Origin of the sequence: Sphingomonas nostoxanthinifaciens (genome assembly GCF_019930585.1) — a bacterium.
Taxonomy (GTDB): domain Bacteria; phylum Pseudomonadota; class Alphaproteobacteria; order Sphingomonadales; family Sphingomonadaceae; genus Sphingomonas_I; species Sphingomonas_I nostoxanthinifaciens.
The window spans coordinates 1,481,114-1,495,146 of record NZ_CP082839.1 but is presented as its reverse complement, the minus strand read 5'-3'; the positions used below and the strand labels follow the sequence as shown (position 1 = coordinate 1,495,146).

At 66.5% G+C, this 14,033-nt stretch carries 9 protein-coding genes; all 9 read right to left on the bottom strand.

The genetic code is table 11. The annotated features are described in order from the left end of the window. Positions 1–168: 168 nt before the first annotated feature. Genes K8P63_RS07145 through K8P63_RS07105 form a run of 9 tightly spaced genes read right to left on the bottom strand, consistent with a single transcriptional unit; the run spans position 169 to position 13,661 of the window. Entirely contained in the window at positions 169–1,845 is a 1,677-nt protein-coding gene (locus tag K8P63_RS07145) for a putative Ig domain-containing protein (protein WP_223799125.1), read from the bottom strand. Between the two features lie 35 nt (positions 1,846–1,880). After that, the gene (locus tag K8P63_RS07140; protein ID WP_223799124.1) at positions 1,881–2,660 is read right to left on the bottom strand and encodes a hypothetical protein; all 780 of its coding nucleotides are present in this window, start codon (positions 2,658–2,660) and stop codon (positions 1,881–1,883) included. 13 nt (positions 2,661–2,673) lie between these two features. Further along, the gene (locus tag K8P63_RS07135) at positions 2,674–3,090 is read right to left on the bottom strand and encodes a putative Ig domain-containing protein (protein WP_223799123.1); all 417 of its coding nucleotides are present in this window, start codon (positions 3,088–3,090) and stop codon (positions 2,674–2,676) included. A 41-nt stretch (positions 3,091–3,131) separates the two neighbouring features. Continuing rightward, positions 3,132–3,395, bottom strand: coding sequence for a hypothetical protein (locus K8P63_RS07130; protein ID WP_223799122.1), 264 nt, complete (start codon positions 3,393–3,395; stop codon positions 3,132–3,134). Then, a complete protein-coding gene (locus tag K8P63_RS07125) occupies positions 3,388–3,903 on the bottom strand; it encodes a hypothetical protein (protein WP_223799121.1) in 516 nt (171 codons plus the stop codon). The genes K8P63_RS07130 and K8P63_RS07125 overlap by 8 nt, the downstream gene beginning before the upstream one ends. Next, positions 3,900–4,610 (bottom strand): hypothetical protein, encoded by a 711-nt coding sequence (locus K8P63_RS07120; protein ID WP_223799120.1) that lies wholly within the window; start codon positions 4,608–4,610, stop codon positions 3,900–3,902. The genes K8P63_RS07125 and K8P63_RS07120 overlap by 4 nt, the downstream gene beginning before the upstream one ends. Beyond that, positions 4,610–4,915, bottom strand: a complete 306-nt coding sequence (locus K8P63_RS07115; RefSeq protein WP_223799119.1) for a hypothetical protein — start codon at positions 4,913–4,915, stop codon at positions 4,610–4,612. Before K8P63_RS07115 ends, K8P63_RS07120 begins: the two co-directional genes overlap by 1 nt. Next, positions 4,915–9,051, bottom strand: coding sequence for a fibronectin type III domain-containing protein (locus K8P63_RS07110; RefSeq protein ID WP_223799118.1), 4,137 nt, complete (start codon positions 9,049–9,051; stop codon positions 4,915–4,917). The genes K8P63_RS07115 and K8P63_RS07110 overlap by 1 nt, the downstream gene beginning before the upstream one ends. Beyond that, on the bottom strand, positions 9,048–13,661 hold the full coding sequence (locus tag K8P63_RS07105) for a coiled-coil domain-containing protein (protein ID WP_223799117.1): 4,614 nt from the start codon (positions 13,659–13,661) through the stop codon (positions 9,048–9,050). Before K8P63_RS07105 ends, K8P63_RS07110 begins: the two co-directional genes overlap by 4 nt. Positions 13,662–14,033: the final 372 nt, after the last annotated feature.

The following is a 14,033-nucleotide window of genomic DNA, read 5'->3' as shown; positions in this document are numbered from 1 at the left end:
CAGATTGACCTGCAGCGCGCTCCACTTCGTCGCGACATTAACTTTTAGGTAACCGAGGCAGCTTAGACCTCGATCCGACCAGTGTCCGCGACGGTCGCGCAACTGAGCACGTCGCTGGTTCCGCCCCACCCCCGGCGGCGTGCTCCATTTCGTCGTATGTGATCCGGATCAGCTCACGACGATCGAGAATGGCACGTCGACGTTCGACGCGCCGTCGCTGATGGTGATGACACCGGCGTAGGTGCCCGCGGTGGTGGGCGTACCGGTCAACGTCATCTGCAGCGAACCCAAGGTGACCCCCGGTGGCAAGGCGCCGCTCTTGAGCGAGGACGTGCGGATCAACCCGCCGCCGGTCGACATGATCGCGAGCAGATACGGATTGCCGACCGTGCCGGCAGGCGCCGCCCCGCCGGCGATCCTGGCTGCGAGCGGCCATTTCGGCACCTGCACCCCGCCGGGATTATAGGTGGCACCGAACCCGTTCACGCCGGCGATCATCGCATCGCGATACTTGCTCGCCACGAACCACTGGCCGTTCGCGTTGTCATAGCCGTCCATCAGATGGATGCCGTCCGAGAACACGATGTAATCGTTGATCCCGTTATAGGCAGGCGTGCCCACCCGGCCGGTGCCGAGCATCCACGCCGACTGCGACCCGCCGGTCGGATTGGCGGATTTGATGAACAGCGAGAACGGATCGCCCCACAGATCGAACTGCGCCTTCAGCTGCGTCTCGCGGTTCTGAAGGGTGACCAGGGTCTGGCTGCCCTGCGACGTCCACACGCCGCCGATGACGATCAGCGCACGCGGGAAGTCCGCACGCACCTGCTGCCACATGGCATAGGCCGCCGTCACCGTCGGCCCGACGCTGCCAGAGTCGTTGTACCCGTCGTTGATCTTGATGACGTCGGGATCGAGCCCGCCGAGCATGGGCCTGACGAAGTCGGTGTAGAAGTTGGGCGCGGTCTTGCGGCCGGCCGACGTGACGTAGCCCGAACCGACAAGCCCGGAAGAGATGACGTTCTTGAAGCCGAGATAGCGGCCCATGATGCTGACGAGGTTCTCGCCGCGCGTCGTGCCGTTGTTGATGGGACCGGCGGTATAGCTGTCGCCGATATTGATCTCGACGACCGTGTCCGCGCGGGTCGGCTTGGCAAGCGTCGCCCCGGCCTCGATACGAACGCCGTTGAAGCGGAAGTCGCCGGTCACCTCGATACCGAGCTCGTACGTGCCGGTCGCGCCGAGGTCGTAGGTCGTCCAGTTGAGGCCGGTCCCGGCATTCGGCTGGTAGGCGACACGCCCCGCCTGGGCGAGCACGCCGTTCACCCAAAGCCGCAGCACCGGACCGGAGCCCTCCTCGCGGCTGCCGATCTCGATATAGCGGCCGTTGATGAGCTTCGTGTTCCACTGAACCGAATGCTCCCAATAGGCCTTTGCCTGCGGCATGAGCGCCGACAGCGACGTGTTGGTGAGCAGGGCGTCGTCGCTATCAACGATGACGTAGTAATTGGGGTCCTTTGTCACCAACGGCGTGCCGCCGAGAGCCTCGAACTTATCCGGGTTCGCGGAGTAAGTGATCAGCTGGGGCTGAACCGGCGTGAGCGACGTGGTCGGCGTGATGCCGAGGGGCGCCACGTCCTGCCCATTGGCCGTCTGCGCCGCCGTCATCACCCGCTGGATCTTCGCGAGGGTGGCGGTGCGCTGCATGTCTAACGCGCGCCCGCGCAGGCCCGCCTGCGCAGAGCGGATCGAGCCGGGGATCATGTCGGCCGCCGCCGGCGGCGCTGCCATGAAGGCAGCGACCGCCAGCAGCGCGCTCATGAGCGTGCTGAAGAGCTTCGTCATCGTAATCTCCTGTCCGGGACGGTTCAGGCTGCCGCTCACCACTCGCGAACGTACATGTTGACCGGCCCGGACGTGCACTGGTCGCCGATCGCACCGGTGCCGACGTGGCTGTCCTTGCTCTCATAGTAGGTGCGGTACGGGATCAGAAGGCTGTCGGGGCCGACGGTCACGCTGCCGAGGCCGTTCTGATAGCAATCGGTGGTCCCGTTCTGGTTCTGCTGCGAGAAGCCGCGGCGGCTCAGGTTGGCGGCCGCGACCAGCTGCGGGCCGCCGCTCGTGACGATCGTGCCCGAGGCGACGGTCGCCGCTGCAGACAGCGTCAGCGCGAAGCTGTTCGAGCCGTTGTCGGTGATCGCCGTGATCGTGGTGCCGGCCGTGATGCCGGTTCCGGAGACGAGCTGGCCAACCATCGGGATGCCCGAGCGGACGCTGTTCTGGTTGACGAAGTTGGAGGTCACCGCGAGCGTCAGCGCGGTCGACGCGGAGGTTGCGGCCGACGCGGTGCCCGAGAAGCCGATGACCGCCGAGCGGTTGGTCGAGCTGCTCTGGATCACCGTGTCGATCTTGCCACCCGCCTGGGCGGGCGTGCCCAGCTGGGTGACGATGGCGGCGACGCCTTCCTTGGTGGCGGGGTTGATCGTGGCGCCGGTCGAGTCCTTGACCTGATGGCAGGGCACCTGGGTCGACGAGACCGCGGTCGAGCACGTGGCGATCGTGGCGCCGGTGGCGTCCTTGACCTGGATGTCGGCGAGAGCCGGAGCGGACGCGAAAAGGGCCGCCGCGGCGAGCGCCGCGACGCGAAAGAGCATCTTCATGGTGGTGTCTCCCTTAGAGGACGGTGATGAGGCCGGAGTTGGCGGGGTCGGAGAAGTCGAGCGTTCCGCCGGCACTGCCGGCAGCGGTCACCACGGCGGTGACGGCGAGGTCGCCGGTTTTGCCGGCGGCGTCGGTGACGCGCAGGACGTAACTGTACGTGCCGGCGGTCGTGTAGGTGCCGACCTCGGACAGGCCGGAAAGGTTGCGGCCGGGAGGCATCGTACCCGAGAGCAGGGTCAGACCGTAGGGTGCAGTGCCCCCGGCCACGGATAACGTGAAGGCGGCATTGCCGCCGACGACCGGCGACATGCTCGAGCCGGTCACGGTGATCGTCTGGCCGGACTTCAGCACATAGCTGTAGGCCGCCCGAGATTGCGCCTTCGCCGCGGCGCTCCCGAAGACGCGCGGATAGCGGCTGCCACGAGCCATATGCATTCCTTTCTGGTGGTGCCGGCTTGCCGGCGGGTGGATCAGGCCGCGCTGGTGGTCGGCGAGTAGGTCTTAATGAGCTGCGGCAGCTGGGTGGCGACCGCGAAGCTCAGGTTGCTCAGCACGCCCTGCGCGATCTGCTTGGGCTGCGAGACGTAGCCCGGCGCGTAATCGAGCCCGGCGATGATCGTGCCGAGGTCGACCTGCAGCGCGGTCAGCTTGTCCAGCACCGCCTGCGCCGCGGCGCGCTCCGTCTCGATGAGCGTGGCGGATGCCTGATAGGTGGCGGAAGTGTCGTCAGCCATGATGGTTCTCCAAGGGTGGTTGCTCCAGCGAGGCGCAGACGATCGCGACCATCTTTGCCCGGTAGATCTCGGCGAGGCGCCAATGCGCCGGTGTCAGCAGGCCTCGATCCCGCACCATGCGGTCGTAGTGAGCGAGGTCGCGGAACGATTTTTCCCAGGCGCGCGCGACGCAGCCGGCGGTCGGATAGAGCGTCGCCCAGACCACCTCGACCGGGGCGACCTGCACCGGCCCGAGCGGCGCGAAGTCGACCACGGGGCCGGACAGATCCTCCATCAGCGTCGCCGCGGCGTCGCTCACCCAGAGGTCGATCGCGTGCCGCCCGTCGTAGAGCAGCCATTCGCCCCCGGTTCGGCAGTGCGCGCGCGTCGCGAGCCGGCGCTCGATCTCGGCCAGTTCTACCTCGCGGCAGACGACGTCGATGTCGCCCGTGCCGGCAAAGCCTCGCTCGCCGCGCCATGGTGGCAGGAAGCCGCCCAGCCGGGCAGCCTCCGACCCGATGACGATCACAGGCCGGCGAGGTTCACGACGAAGCTCGATCCGCCGCCGCCGCCGTCGAGATCGCCATAGATGTATTCGTTCCGGCCCTGACCGCCGGTCTGATAGGCGTTGCTGTAAATGCCGTCGGGCGCGCAGAAGCATCCGCCGATCGTGCCGCGCCAGACGTCGACGAAGTTGGTCCCACCGGACGAGCTGGTGATCTCGACGCTGTCGTTCACGATCTCGATGTTCGAGTTGAAGGCGAAGCCCCATTTACCGCTGGGCAGGCCCATGATCTGGCCCGAGCCGACGATCTTCATCGGGCGCCAGATCGACGAGAAGACGATCCCGCCATCCGGGCCGTACACCTCGACGCCGGCCCCGCTGCTCACCACCGGCGGCCGATCGAACACGTACCAGCTGAAGCTGTAGTCGATGCCGCCGACGACGGACGGGCTGCCGAAGCAGGCCACCCGGAAGGTCCAGCTGCCGTCCCCGTTACGGCGCGCGCCCATGATGCACGCGCCTTCGTCGCCCCGCCCGTTCCGCTGGGGCTTGTAAATCACCAGCAGCGGCACGTCGGCCCCGGCATAGCCGATGTCGACATATTGGATCGTGCCGATGCCGGTGCCGATATTGGCGGTGGCCGCGCCCTGCGCGCGCAGCGCCAGGCAGACATAATGCTCGTCGACGATCTGAACGCCGCGGTCGTTCACGACCTCGAATCCTGCGGTCATCACGCCCATCCATAGATGATGTGCACTTGCCCGTTCGGGGGCCAGCTGCCCGAGGCCGGATAGCCCAGCACATAGGTCACGCTTGCGGTGTTAGCGTCGGGCCGGCCGACATAGGCCTGGGCGTTCAGGCCGTTGCTGGCGAAGGCATAGGCCCACGGATTGGTGCCGGCCGGCGCCGGATAGTTGATCGTCGTCTCGGTCTGGATCGACGTGAAGGTCAGCACGCCGACGACCCGGCTGGTATTCTCGTTCGTGTCGAACCAGAGCGCTCCGTCAGGCCCCCAGACCTGCATGCCCGAGGGCATCACCAGACTCCGGCGCGGAAACGCAGCACGTTGTTGCCGTCGTAGGAGCGGATATTGTTGCCATCGAGCTCCATCCGCTGGCCGCTGGTCGCGGTGCGCAGCAGCCCGATGTTGGCGGTAATGGCCGACAACTCGCCGACGCCGATCTTGTCGGCGGTGACGATGCGCGCGCCGAGCAGGTCGGTGGTGATGGTGCCGTGCACGATGACGCGCTGCGCATCGAGCGTGCCGGTCTTGAGGTAGTCGCCGTCGATGATCGTGCGGCCGTAGCTTGCGTCGAGGTTCGTGCCGTTTCGGTAAAGCGCGAGGATTACGTTGTTCGTGTTGCCCACGATCTCGGCCACGCCGCCGGCGGGCATCCCCGCCCACAAGTGCCCCGATCCGTCGCCGAAAGCATTGGGCGAGGCAGCCCGGTCAAACCAGACGAGCAGCACGGCGACCGGATTGTTGACGTCGAAGGTCTGACTGCCAGCTCGCATGTAATCGACACGACGATTGCCAGCGTCGTCCTGCCATTCGACATATCCGGCAGACCAATAGACGGTGCTTACCCGGTCGGTATCAAAGGTGATGTCGATCAGCTGGACCCCGCGAAGGCCGATGACGGCCTTATTCAACGTGATCGTGTTTGCCGCGATCGCGCCGCCGTTCAGTGAGGCGCTGTCGCCGCCGAACACCCAATTGGAGATCGGGTTGCCGCCCTGCGTCAGGACGTTGCCCACGCCGATATAGGTGCCCTGCGCGCGGATAACGCCGGCGGGATCAGCTGCGTTGTTATAGGCCGTCTGCGCGGTCTGCGTGAGCGTGCCGAGGTTGAAGCCGGTGCCGCTGATCGTCAGGTAGCCGGGCAGGTTGTCGACGCTCTGGATCAGTTTCGCCGCGAATGTGCTGCTGACGGTCAGCGTGTTGGCGAAAAACGCATCTGCGAAGCCTTGGTTGAAGATGATCTTCTGCGCGGAGATCGTGCCATCCACGACAAGCTCGGCACCGTTGGCCTTACGAAGGTCCGTCTCGCCGAGACGCACATAGCCATTGAACGGGCTGCCATTGTGGATCACGTAAAAGGCGAAGCGGTAGCCGATGACCGGGGTAGACGGTGCGGTCACCTGCTTCTTGACGATCTGCGCTCCGGTCCCGGGGGCCATCGACACGATGTTGGTGCCGATGGTTATAGAGCCATCAGCGTTGATCCATTGCAGGTCGACATTCGCCTGAACGTTGCTGAAGTTCTCCATGCCGATGGCGACGGCATAGGTCTGAGCTGCCGAGACCCCAGCGATGCCAGGCGTACAGAAGGTGTAGTTGCTGGTGCTGCTCGTGTTGCCCAGCTGGGAGTAGAGCAGCCAGTGCCGTGGCGCGCCCAGCGTGGCGGAGAAGCCAGTATCGGGGTTGACGATCCACGCGCCGGGATTGTCCTGATAGCCGGGCGTCGCGAACGGAGCGACGGCCGCAGGAGAAGGCCCGAACCACCACGTGGGATCGTTGATCTGGCTGTCCGGAAACAGGTTCTCGGCTACGACCGCGACCTTCGAGGCGATGACGGCCTGGGCCTGTATCGCGCCCGTGTAGACCGACAGCGGTCCCAGCTTCGCCTGCGTGATGATGTTGTCGGCAAGGTCTGACGTGTTGTTGACGATCGTTGCCGCATAGACCGGGCCGGTGAGCACGCTGGCATTGCCCGACGTGTCGATCGCCGACACCCACCAATAGCCGGCGAAGCCCGTGTCGAGGCCGGAGACAGTGCGCCGGCCGACGGTGCCGGGAACGCCGGTCGCCTCCGTGCCATAGCCTGTCGCCGTCGCGGGATCAGGCGAGGCCGAATAGAGAAGCCGGATCGCCGCGAGATCGCTGTCGCCGGGGTTGGTCCAGGTGAACGAGATCGCCTTGAAGCTGCCGATCGCGGTGAAGTTGGTCGGCGGCGCGGGCGGCAGCGTGTCCTTGATCGTGTTGCCGCTGATCGCCGCGCTGAACGTCGATTTGTTGGTACTCTTGTCGACCGCGGCGACCTTCGCGACGAACGCTGCGTTGGGTTGGATCCCATGGAAGACCGTGCTGTTCGCCGGCGCGACAGACTGGACCGCGCCGCCACCGTTCAGCGCGAGGCTGAAGATGTAATATGCGATGTCGGTTTCCGGGTTGGCGTCCCACGTGAAGCCGAGGTCGACCGTCCCGTCGGCGAGCAGCGTCGACGTCGCCACCAGGCCGGTCGGCGCACCGGGCGGGGTGGCGTCGCCGCCGCCAGTCTGCTGCTGGAGCGCGCGGACCTGCGCGACGACGTCTTCCGCCAAGGTGTCGCCGATGTAGGTGCCTGCGGGCGCGCCGACGGTGGCGTTGTTGGCCGGCTTCGTCCCGTCAGGATCCGGCAGCGTCGGCCATGTCACGTCGCTCACCGTCGCCAGCGGCTGGACCGGCGCCGCCGTGCTCAGGCCTTCGACCGTGAGGGCGAACGTGCTCGCATTCTCGGCCAGCTGGATCGAGAAGTCGCGGAAGAAGCCGTAGATCGTCAGCGCCGACAGATCGTCGGAGGCGATCCAGAGTGAGGGCATTCCCCGGATCGAGGCGATCCGCCGCAGCACGCTGTCCGCCGCGTCGGTCGAGATGAGCGCGCTCACCTCCATCCGCTTCGCCCAAGCGCGCTCGACGACGGTCGTCAGCCCGAAATCGTCGGTGTCCTTCTTGCTATAGTCGGTGATGCCGACCTTCGGCGAAATCGCCGGGGCGCCGAGCGGGCTGAGCGCGCCCATCAGCAGCGTTCCGGCCTCGACAGCAGCGGCCCCGCCGGTCGCGGCGATCGTGACCGTGAACTGCCCGCCCGCGACGACGTCGAGATCGAGGAAGACCGCGCGCTCCTCCGCGACGGCAACGGTTCGATCGTAGCCAGGCGCTTGCACGCGGACGCTCGCCGCATTGGTGTCCAGCACCGCCAGCGCGGTTATGGTAGTCGCCGGGTTCAGCGTGAGGACGATCGCGCCAGTCGCGGTCGTGACCGAGCCCAGCGCCTGATCGAACATTGCCCAGCGGTTGGTCGGGCCGACGTCGGTCCATTTCGTATTCGTCGGGCTGACCGGGTCGTTGCCGACATTGCCGCCGACGACGCTTTCGTAAACCCGATGCATCGACGCCTTGATGACCCGCGCGCCGTTGCCATAGGTCGCGCCGGCATCCCATTCCGGATAGTCGTTCTCGGGCACGTTGATGCTGATGAGCCGCGCCTGCGACACCACCTCGGGCCGGATCACCTTCAGGCTGCCGGCCGTGTCTGACGGGCTCGGGTCGACGTCATGGAGCGTGGTCGGCGCGCTGGGCAGCCCCTGAATGGTAAGCGAGCAGATGCTGTAATCGTTCAGCTGCAGGTCGAGCGAGAAGTCGGAGAAGAAGCCGAACAGCGTCAGGACGGCATAGGACTGCTCCGCGATCCAGAGCACCGGCTCCGCGCGAACGGCGGCGATCGTGCGCTGAAGCAGGTCGACGCGCGAGGTTGCGACCTGAACGTTGGTCGACAGGGTCTTCGCCCACGCTCGCTCGACGACGGTGGTGACGCCGTAATCGTCGGTCGTGCGCTTGCTGTAGTCGGTGATGCCGATCGTCGGGTTGGTCTCGGTGACACCGAGGTCGACCGCGGTGCCGAGCAGCAGTGCGCCGACCGAATTGGTGGCGAAGCCATCGGCGGTGACCGTGATCTGCGCGCCGGCCGGAGCCGGCAGACCCTCCAAGGTGACGACCGCGTCGACCACCGGATAGGTCTGGTCGAACGCGACCGCGCCGCCGACACTCACCTGCACGCGCGCTGTCGCGGCGACGGTGTCGAGCAACGCCAGCGTGTCGATGGCAGCGCCGGGCGCGACGGTGACCGACAGCGCGCCGGCGGCGATCGAGGCCATGCCCGCCGTCGGCACGAACATCGCCCAGCGGTTGGTCGGCCCCATGTCCGTCCACGCGGCGCTGCCGACGGCGGCGGGATCGTTGCCCTTGTTCGCGCCGGCGGCGCTCTCATAGACGCGATGCGTCGCCGCCTTGATGACACGGTCGCCCGCGGCATAGGTCGCGGCCGCCGACCACTCCGCATAGTCGGTTTCGGGGAGGCTGGACGCGACGAGCGCCGCATCCGCGATCTGGACCGGAGGAACGAATTTCACGCGGCAGCCCCCGCTACGGTGATCGCGTCGCCGCCGTTGGGCGCCGTCACATTGTCGAGGATCTTGGCCACCTTGTTGATCGGCGCGGCAAGCGACGCATTGCCCGCGTTGGTGTCGGCGCGCAGCTGGGCCACTTCGTCACGAAGTGCCGTGATCTCGCTGATGAGATCGTCGTTGGCGGACGTAGGGCTTGTGCCGGTTGATGCGGCCGCGGCGGCGGCCAGATCGGTCGAGCTGCCGGTAGTGGTGGCGGTGCCGGTCATCGCATTGATCGCGGCATAGGTCGCCTCGAGACTGGCGGCGGTCTGCGCCTGAACCCGGTTCAGCTCCTGCTGGCTGGTGGCGGCGGCGGCGGCGGCCGTGAGCAGCGACTGCGAGAGGGTTGGGAGCGACTTCGCGGCATCCTGATCGCCGCCGCGCGCCGCAGCGGTTGCCGCGTTGAACTGGCCCAGCAGGGAGGCGAAGCTGCCGCCCGTGCTGGTATCGGTCAGCCCGCGGATGCGCTTAACCTCGTCCATGATGCTGGTCCCGACGCTGGTCCACGCGTCTTTCAGATCCTGCGCCGCCTTGGCCGCGTCCTGGGCGTCCTGCAGCGCATAGATCTGCTCCTGCAGGGCCCGGTTGCTGACATCGAGCTTCGCCAGCGCTGCCGCGCGAATGGCCGCGGTATCGCCCTGCAGCTGGAGCAGCTGCGACTGCAGGTCTTCCCGTTCCGACAAGATGTCCGCCGCCGACTTGGCGCCTTCGAGGCTGGTCTTCAGGTCGGAGAAGGCCGGCGCAAGCTGGAGCAGCGTCACGTAGGTCTGACGACCGGCGTCGGTGGTGAGATCCTGCGCCTCAACGAGCGCGCGGAACCCGTCGAGCGTGTCCGGCATGGACAGGCCGAGGCTGTCGAACGCCTTGGAGATTTGCGCGGTCGTCGCCGCGGCCTGCTCGGCCTTGGTGTAATAATCCGCGAAATAGGTGTCGGTGGCGCTGGTGAAGTCGCTCACGCTGTCGAACATCCCGGCGATCGCCATGTCGACATCGACGCCCAGCGACTTGGACGTAACGCCCAGCTTCTGGAAGGCGGCGTCGACCTGCTCGACGGTCGAGGACACCCGCACCAGCGTCTCGAAATAGCCTTCGCCGACCTTCTGGAACTTCTCCAGCCCCGGCGCCGCGGCCTGTGCCATGTTGTCGGCTGCGGCGCCGAAAACGGCCTCGAGCTTCGTCTCGATCTCGTCGCCGGTCAGGCCCTGCAGGTCGATCTTGCCGATGTCGATGGTGAACCCCTGCAGCTTGCTCTGGACGGAGTCGAGGGACTGCCCGAGCGGCCCCGCTGCCTGACCGATGGTCGTATAAAACTGCTTGATCAGCAGCGTGAACTGGTTCTCGATGTCGGGATCGGCAGCGGTATAGTTCGTCGAGTATTTCGTCGACGTGGTGAGACCGAGGAACTTCTTCTGCTTCTCGATATCCGAATAATACGAAGCGTCGAACCCGCCGCTCAAGATGTCGCCGACGCTCTGCGCGCGGCCGGACAAGCCCGACCCGATGACGGTCGTCTTCGTGCCGAACAGGCTCGACAGGAAGCCGCCGATCAGCGGAATGTTGCTCAGGATCGAGCCGATCCCGCTCGTCTTGAACCCCTGTGCGACGGTGCTGTCGGCATTGATATTCCCGTTGCGGACGAGCAGCGTCGCGAGGCCGGAAATGTTGCTCTCGATCGAGCGAAGCGAGGCCAGCATGTTGCGGCTGACGGTCAGGGTCGCGTCGTTCACATCCTTCAGCGCGGACAGCGCGTTCTTGATCGACGCACTCTGCGCTGACGTGTCGCCGAGCACTGTGCCGGTGCCGGTGTTGCCCTTCGAATAGTCGGCCGCGCTGGTGCTGCTGCCGCCGATGCCGCCCAGCACCGCGACGCCGATCCCGACCAGCGCCGCGGCGGTCGCGGCCATGGCGACGATGTTCGCAGGGAACGGAAGCTGGCTGTGCTTGGCGATGCCGGCCGTGCCGTCGGCCGTGGCGCGCGCACCGGCGTTCACGACAGCGCCAGCCGTCTCGGCTCCGTTCTGGATCATGGCGGCGATCGACATGGCGAGTTGGACCGCACGGAACGCAGTCTCGGCCGCCTGCAGTCCCTTGTAGATGCGGCTGTGCTCGCTGAAGAAATCCTTCGCCGCGCCGGTGATGCTGGCATAGGCGTCGATCTGGTTGCGTGCGGATGCCTGTGCGGCCTGACCTTCGGTCTTTTTGCCGCTGGTGACATCAGCCGAAAGGATGCGTTGCTGCTTGACGTATTCCGCGAGCGCTTCCGTGGCCGCAGAGATCGACTTTCCCGCTCGGCCGAACGGCTCCGCAATGTCGGCCGCGTACTTCTTGGCCTGCTCGGCGGCGTCCTTGAACGCGTCCTGCTGATCCTTGAGCGCTTTCTTTTGCTGCTCCACGCTGTCGTTGAAGGTGTTGTGCGTCGAGGTTTCCCGCTCCTTCTGCGCGTCGTTCAGCATGTCGCGCACGGTGCGGGTGTCGTCGGGGCTCGCAAAGTCCTTCGCAGGATCGATGCCGAGGCTCTTCAGCGTCGTCTTACGGATATACTCGTCGAGCGCCGCGGACACGTTGCGGATCGTCTTCTCCACCGACGCCCATGCCGCCTCGTGCTGCTTCAGATCCTTGGCGGCCTCGCGATCGGCGGCGCGCTGGGACTTCTGCGCTTCCTCGGCCGCATGAACCGCATTGGTCGCTGCCGTCAGCTTCGATCGGTACTCGTCGAGCGCGGCGCCGCCCGCCTTGTCGGCGGCGGCCGCACCTTCCTTCACCAGCGCCAGCTGCGCCTGGGCGCGCGCCAGCGGGGTCGTCGCGGTGGCGAGGGCCACCTGCTTTTCGATCAGGCCGGTCGTCGAATGCGCCAGCGCGGTGGTGTCGCCACCCAGCGCACGCAGCTCTTTGCCCAGCCGGTCATTCTCGCGCTGCGCCATGATGGCCTGGCCGCCGATGCCCGAAACATCCAGAGCGACCTTCGCCAGATCGGGGCGGGTCTTGGCCAGGGCCGCCAAGCCGTCGGCGAGCTTCGCGACATCCCCGCCAGCGGCCTTGATGACGCCCTGAACGGCCGTGTTGTCGGTGAAGCCGACGCCGCTGATCGTCGTGCCGGGCGCGGCCGGGGTCGCGCTGAATGCGGCCGACGACGCCCGGTCGAACGCTGCGCCGCGCGACTCCGCGATCGCCTTGTTGTTGGCGGCGATCTCAGCCTGGCGGGTCAGGGTCGCGTTCAGGACGAGCACGCGGTTCTGCTCGGTGAGCCGGCCGGTGGTCTCGTCGATGAAATTCTTGATGTCGCTCTGGCGGTTCTGGAAGTCTTTGAGCGACTTCTCCGCCTCCTTGGCGTTCTCGCTGGTGTCGAACAGCTCGGTGACGAGCGGCGCCAGCGCGCCGACCGCGAGCATGATCATCAGGCCCCAGCCGCTGCCCATAAAGGCCGCCAGCCGGCCGACGACGCCCTCGGTGGCGTTGGACTGCATTGCCCAGAAGCTCATGGCCTCCGTGATCCGGCCGAACTCCATCGTGAGCGCGCGAACCGGGCTTTGGCCGGCAGCGATGCTGTCGCTCAGAGCGCGGACAATGTGCTGCGCCTCCATTCCGGCGAGGCTCATGCGCCCATGCGATTCCGCGAGCTCGTTGCCGCGCATCGCCAGCATCTCTTCGACCTTCGCCATCTCCTCGGCGCTGAAGCCGGCGTCGGTCATGACGCGGCGGGCTTCGCTGATCGCCTGCGAGACGCGCGCCTGCGCGGCGGCAGCCGGATCGAGCATGTCGCGCAGCCGCTGGACGGCCACGGCATCGCGCTCCGCTGCAGCGTCGGCGTCCTTCATCGCCGCGGCGCCGGCACGGGCCCGCGCCTCGAACATGGCGTAAGCAAGCCCCGCCTCGCGGAGCGCCGTAGCCTCATCCTCGGCAGCCTTGGCGCTCAAGGCGCTGAACGTGGCCCCCGCGTTGGTCGCGCTGATGCGGCCCGTCCCGGTATTCCGCTCGATCGCGGCCGATAGCGCGGCGCGCTCATAGGCTTGCGACAGCGCGGCCATTTCCCTGGCCGTGGCCTGGGCGACCAGCTCCTGCTCGCGCAGCGCCGCGGCACCCTCACGCACGCGGTTCTCGAAAAGCTGGTGGGCGATCGTGCTCTCGCGCACGCGCTCGGCTTCGGCGGCTTCGGCCGTCGCCAGCTGCTCCTGCTGCGCGCGGAGCCGATCGGCCAGTTCGGTCAGTCCTTGCTGCTCGGCCGCCAAGGCTGCCGTCTCGACCTTCAGGGCGCGCAGCTCGGCGGTGGATTTGCCGAAGCTGGTCGTCTGTCGATCAAGCTGACGAGACATGCTCTCGCCCGCTTTTTCGACCTGGGCAAGCGCGCGAGCCGCGTTCTGGCTTTCGCGGGTCGCGGCAGCGCCGAACGCCGTAAGCGATGCCGTCGCGCCGCCCAGATCGAGGATGTGGCCGGAGGCCGCTTCGACCTTGGCGAACTCGCGCACGGCGTCCGCGGCGGCCTTACCGATCAGATCGTCGAGCTGGGAAAGGCTCTCGATCGAGCCGCCCGGATTGATCGCAAAGCCGACCTCAAGCGTCGGTGCGCCATCGCCCATGAGCGGACTCCCACAGAAAAGGGCCGCTCATCAAGCGGCCCTTATGGAAAAATGAAGTCGGGAGCCGCAGCGGTCCGCGGCGGTTCGCTAGAACTTTGCGGCTGGAAACCCGCTAAATTCTTGCGGTGTACAAAGTCCACGAGTTACATCCGGCACGGAATACGGCCCCGGCTCGTAGCTTAGCCAATACCACTCACCCGTTGCACGGTTTATTGTATTAATAAGTCGAGGCCCATCGGAAGATGATGGCTCTTCCCGCGCGAGTGTTATTGTGCCTGACGTCAGCTCCGCGAGCTTCTGCACGGTCTTACATTGGCCAAAGCACCATTCTCGACTCGCGAGGTCTACCCGATAACGCATAGATGCGTGCTT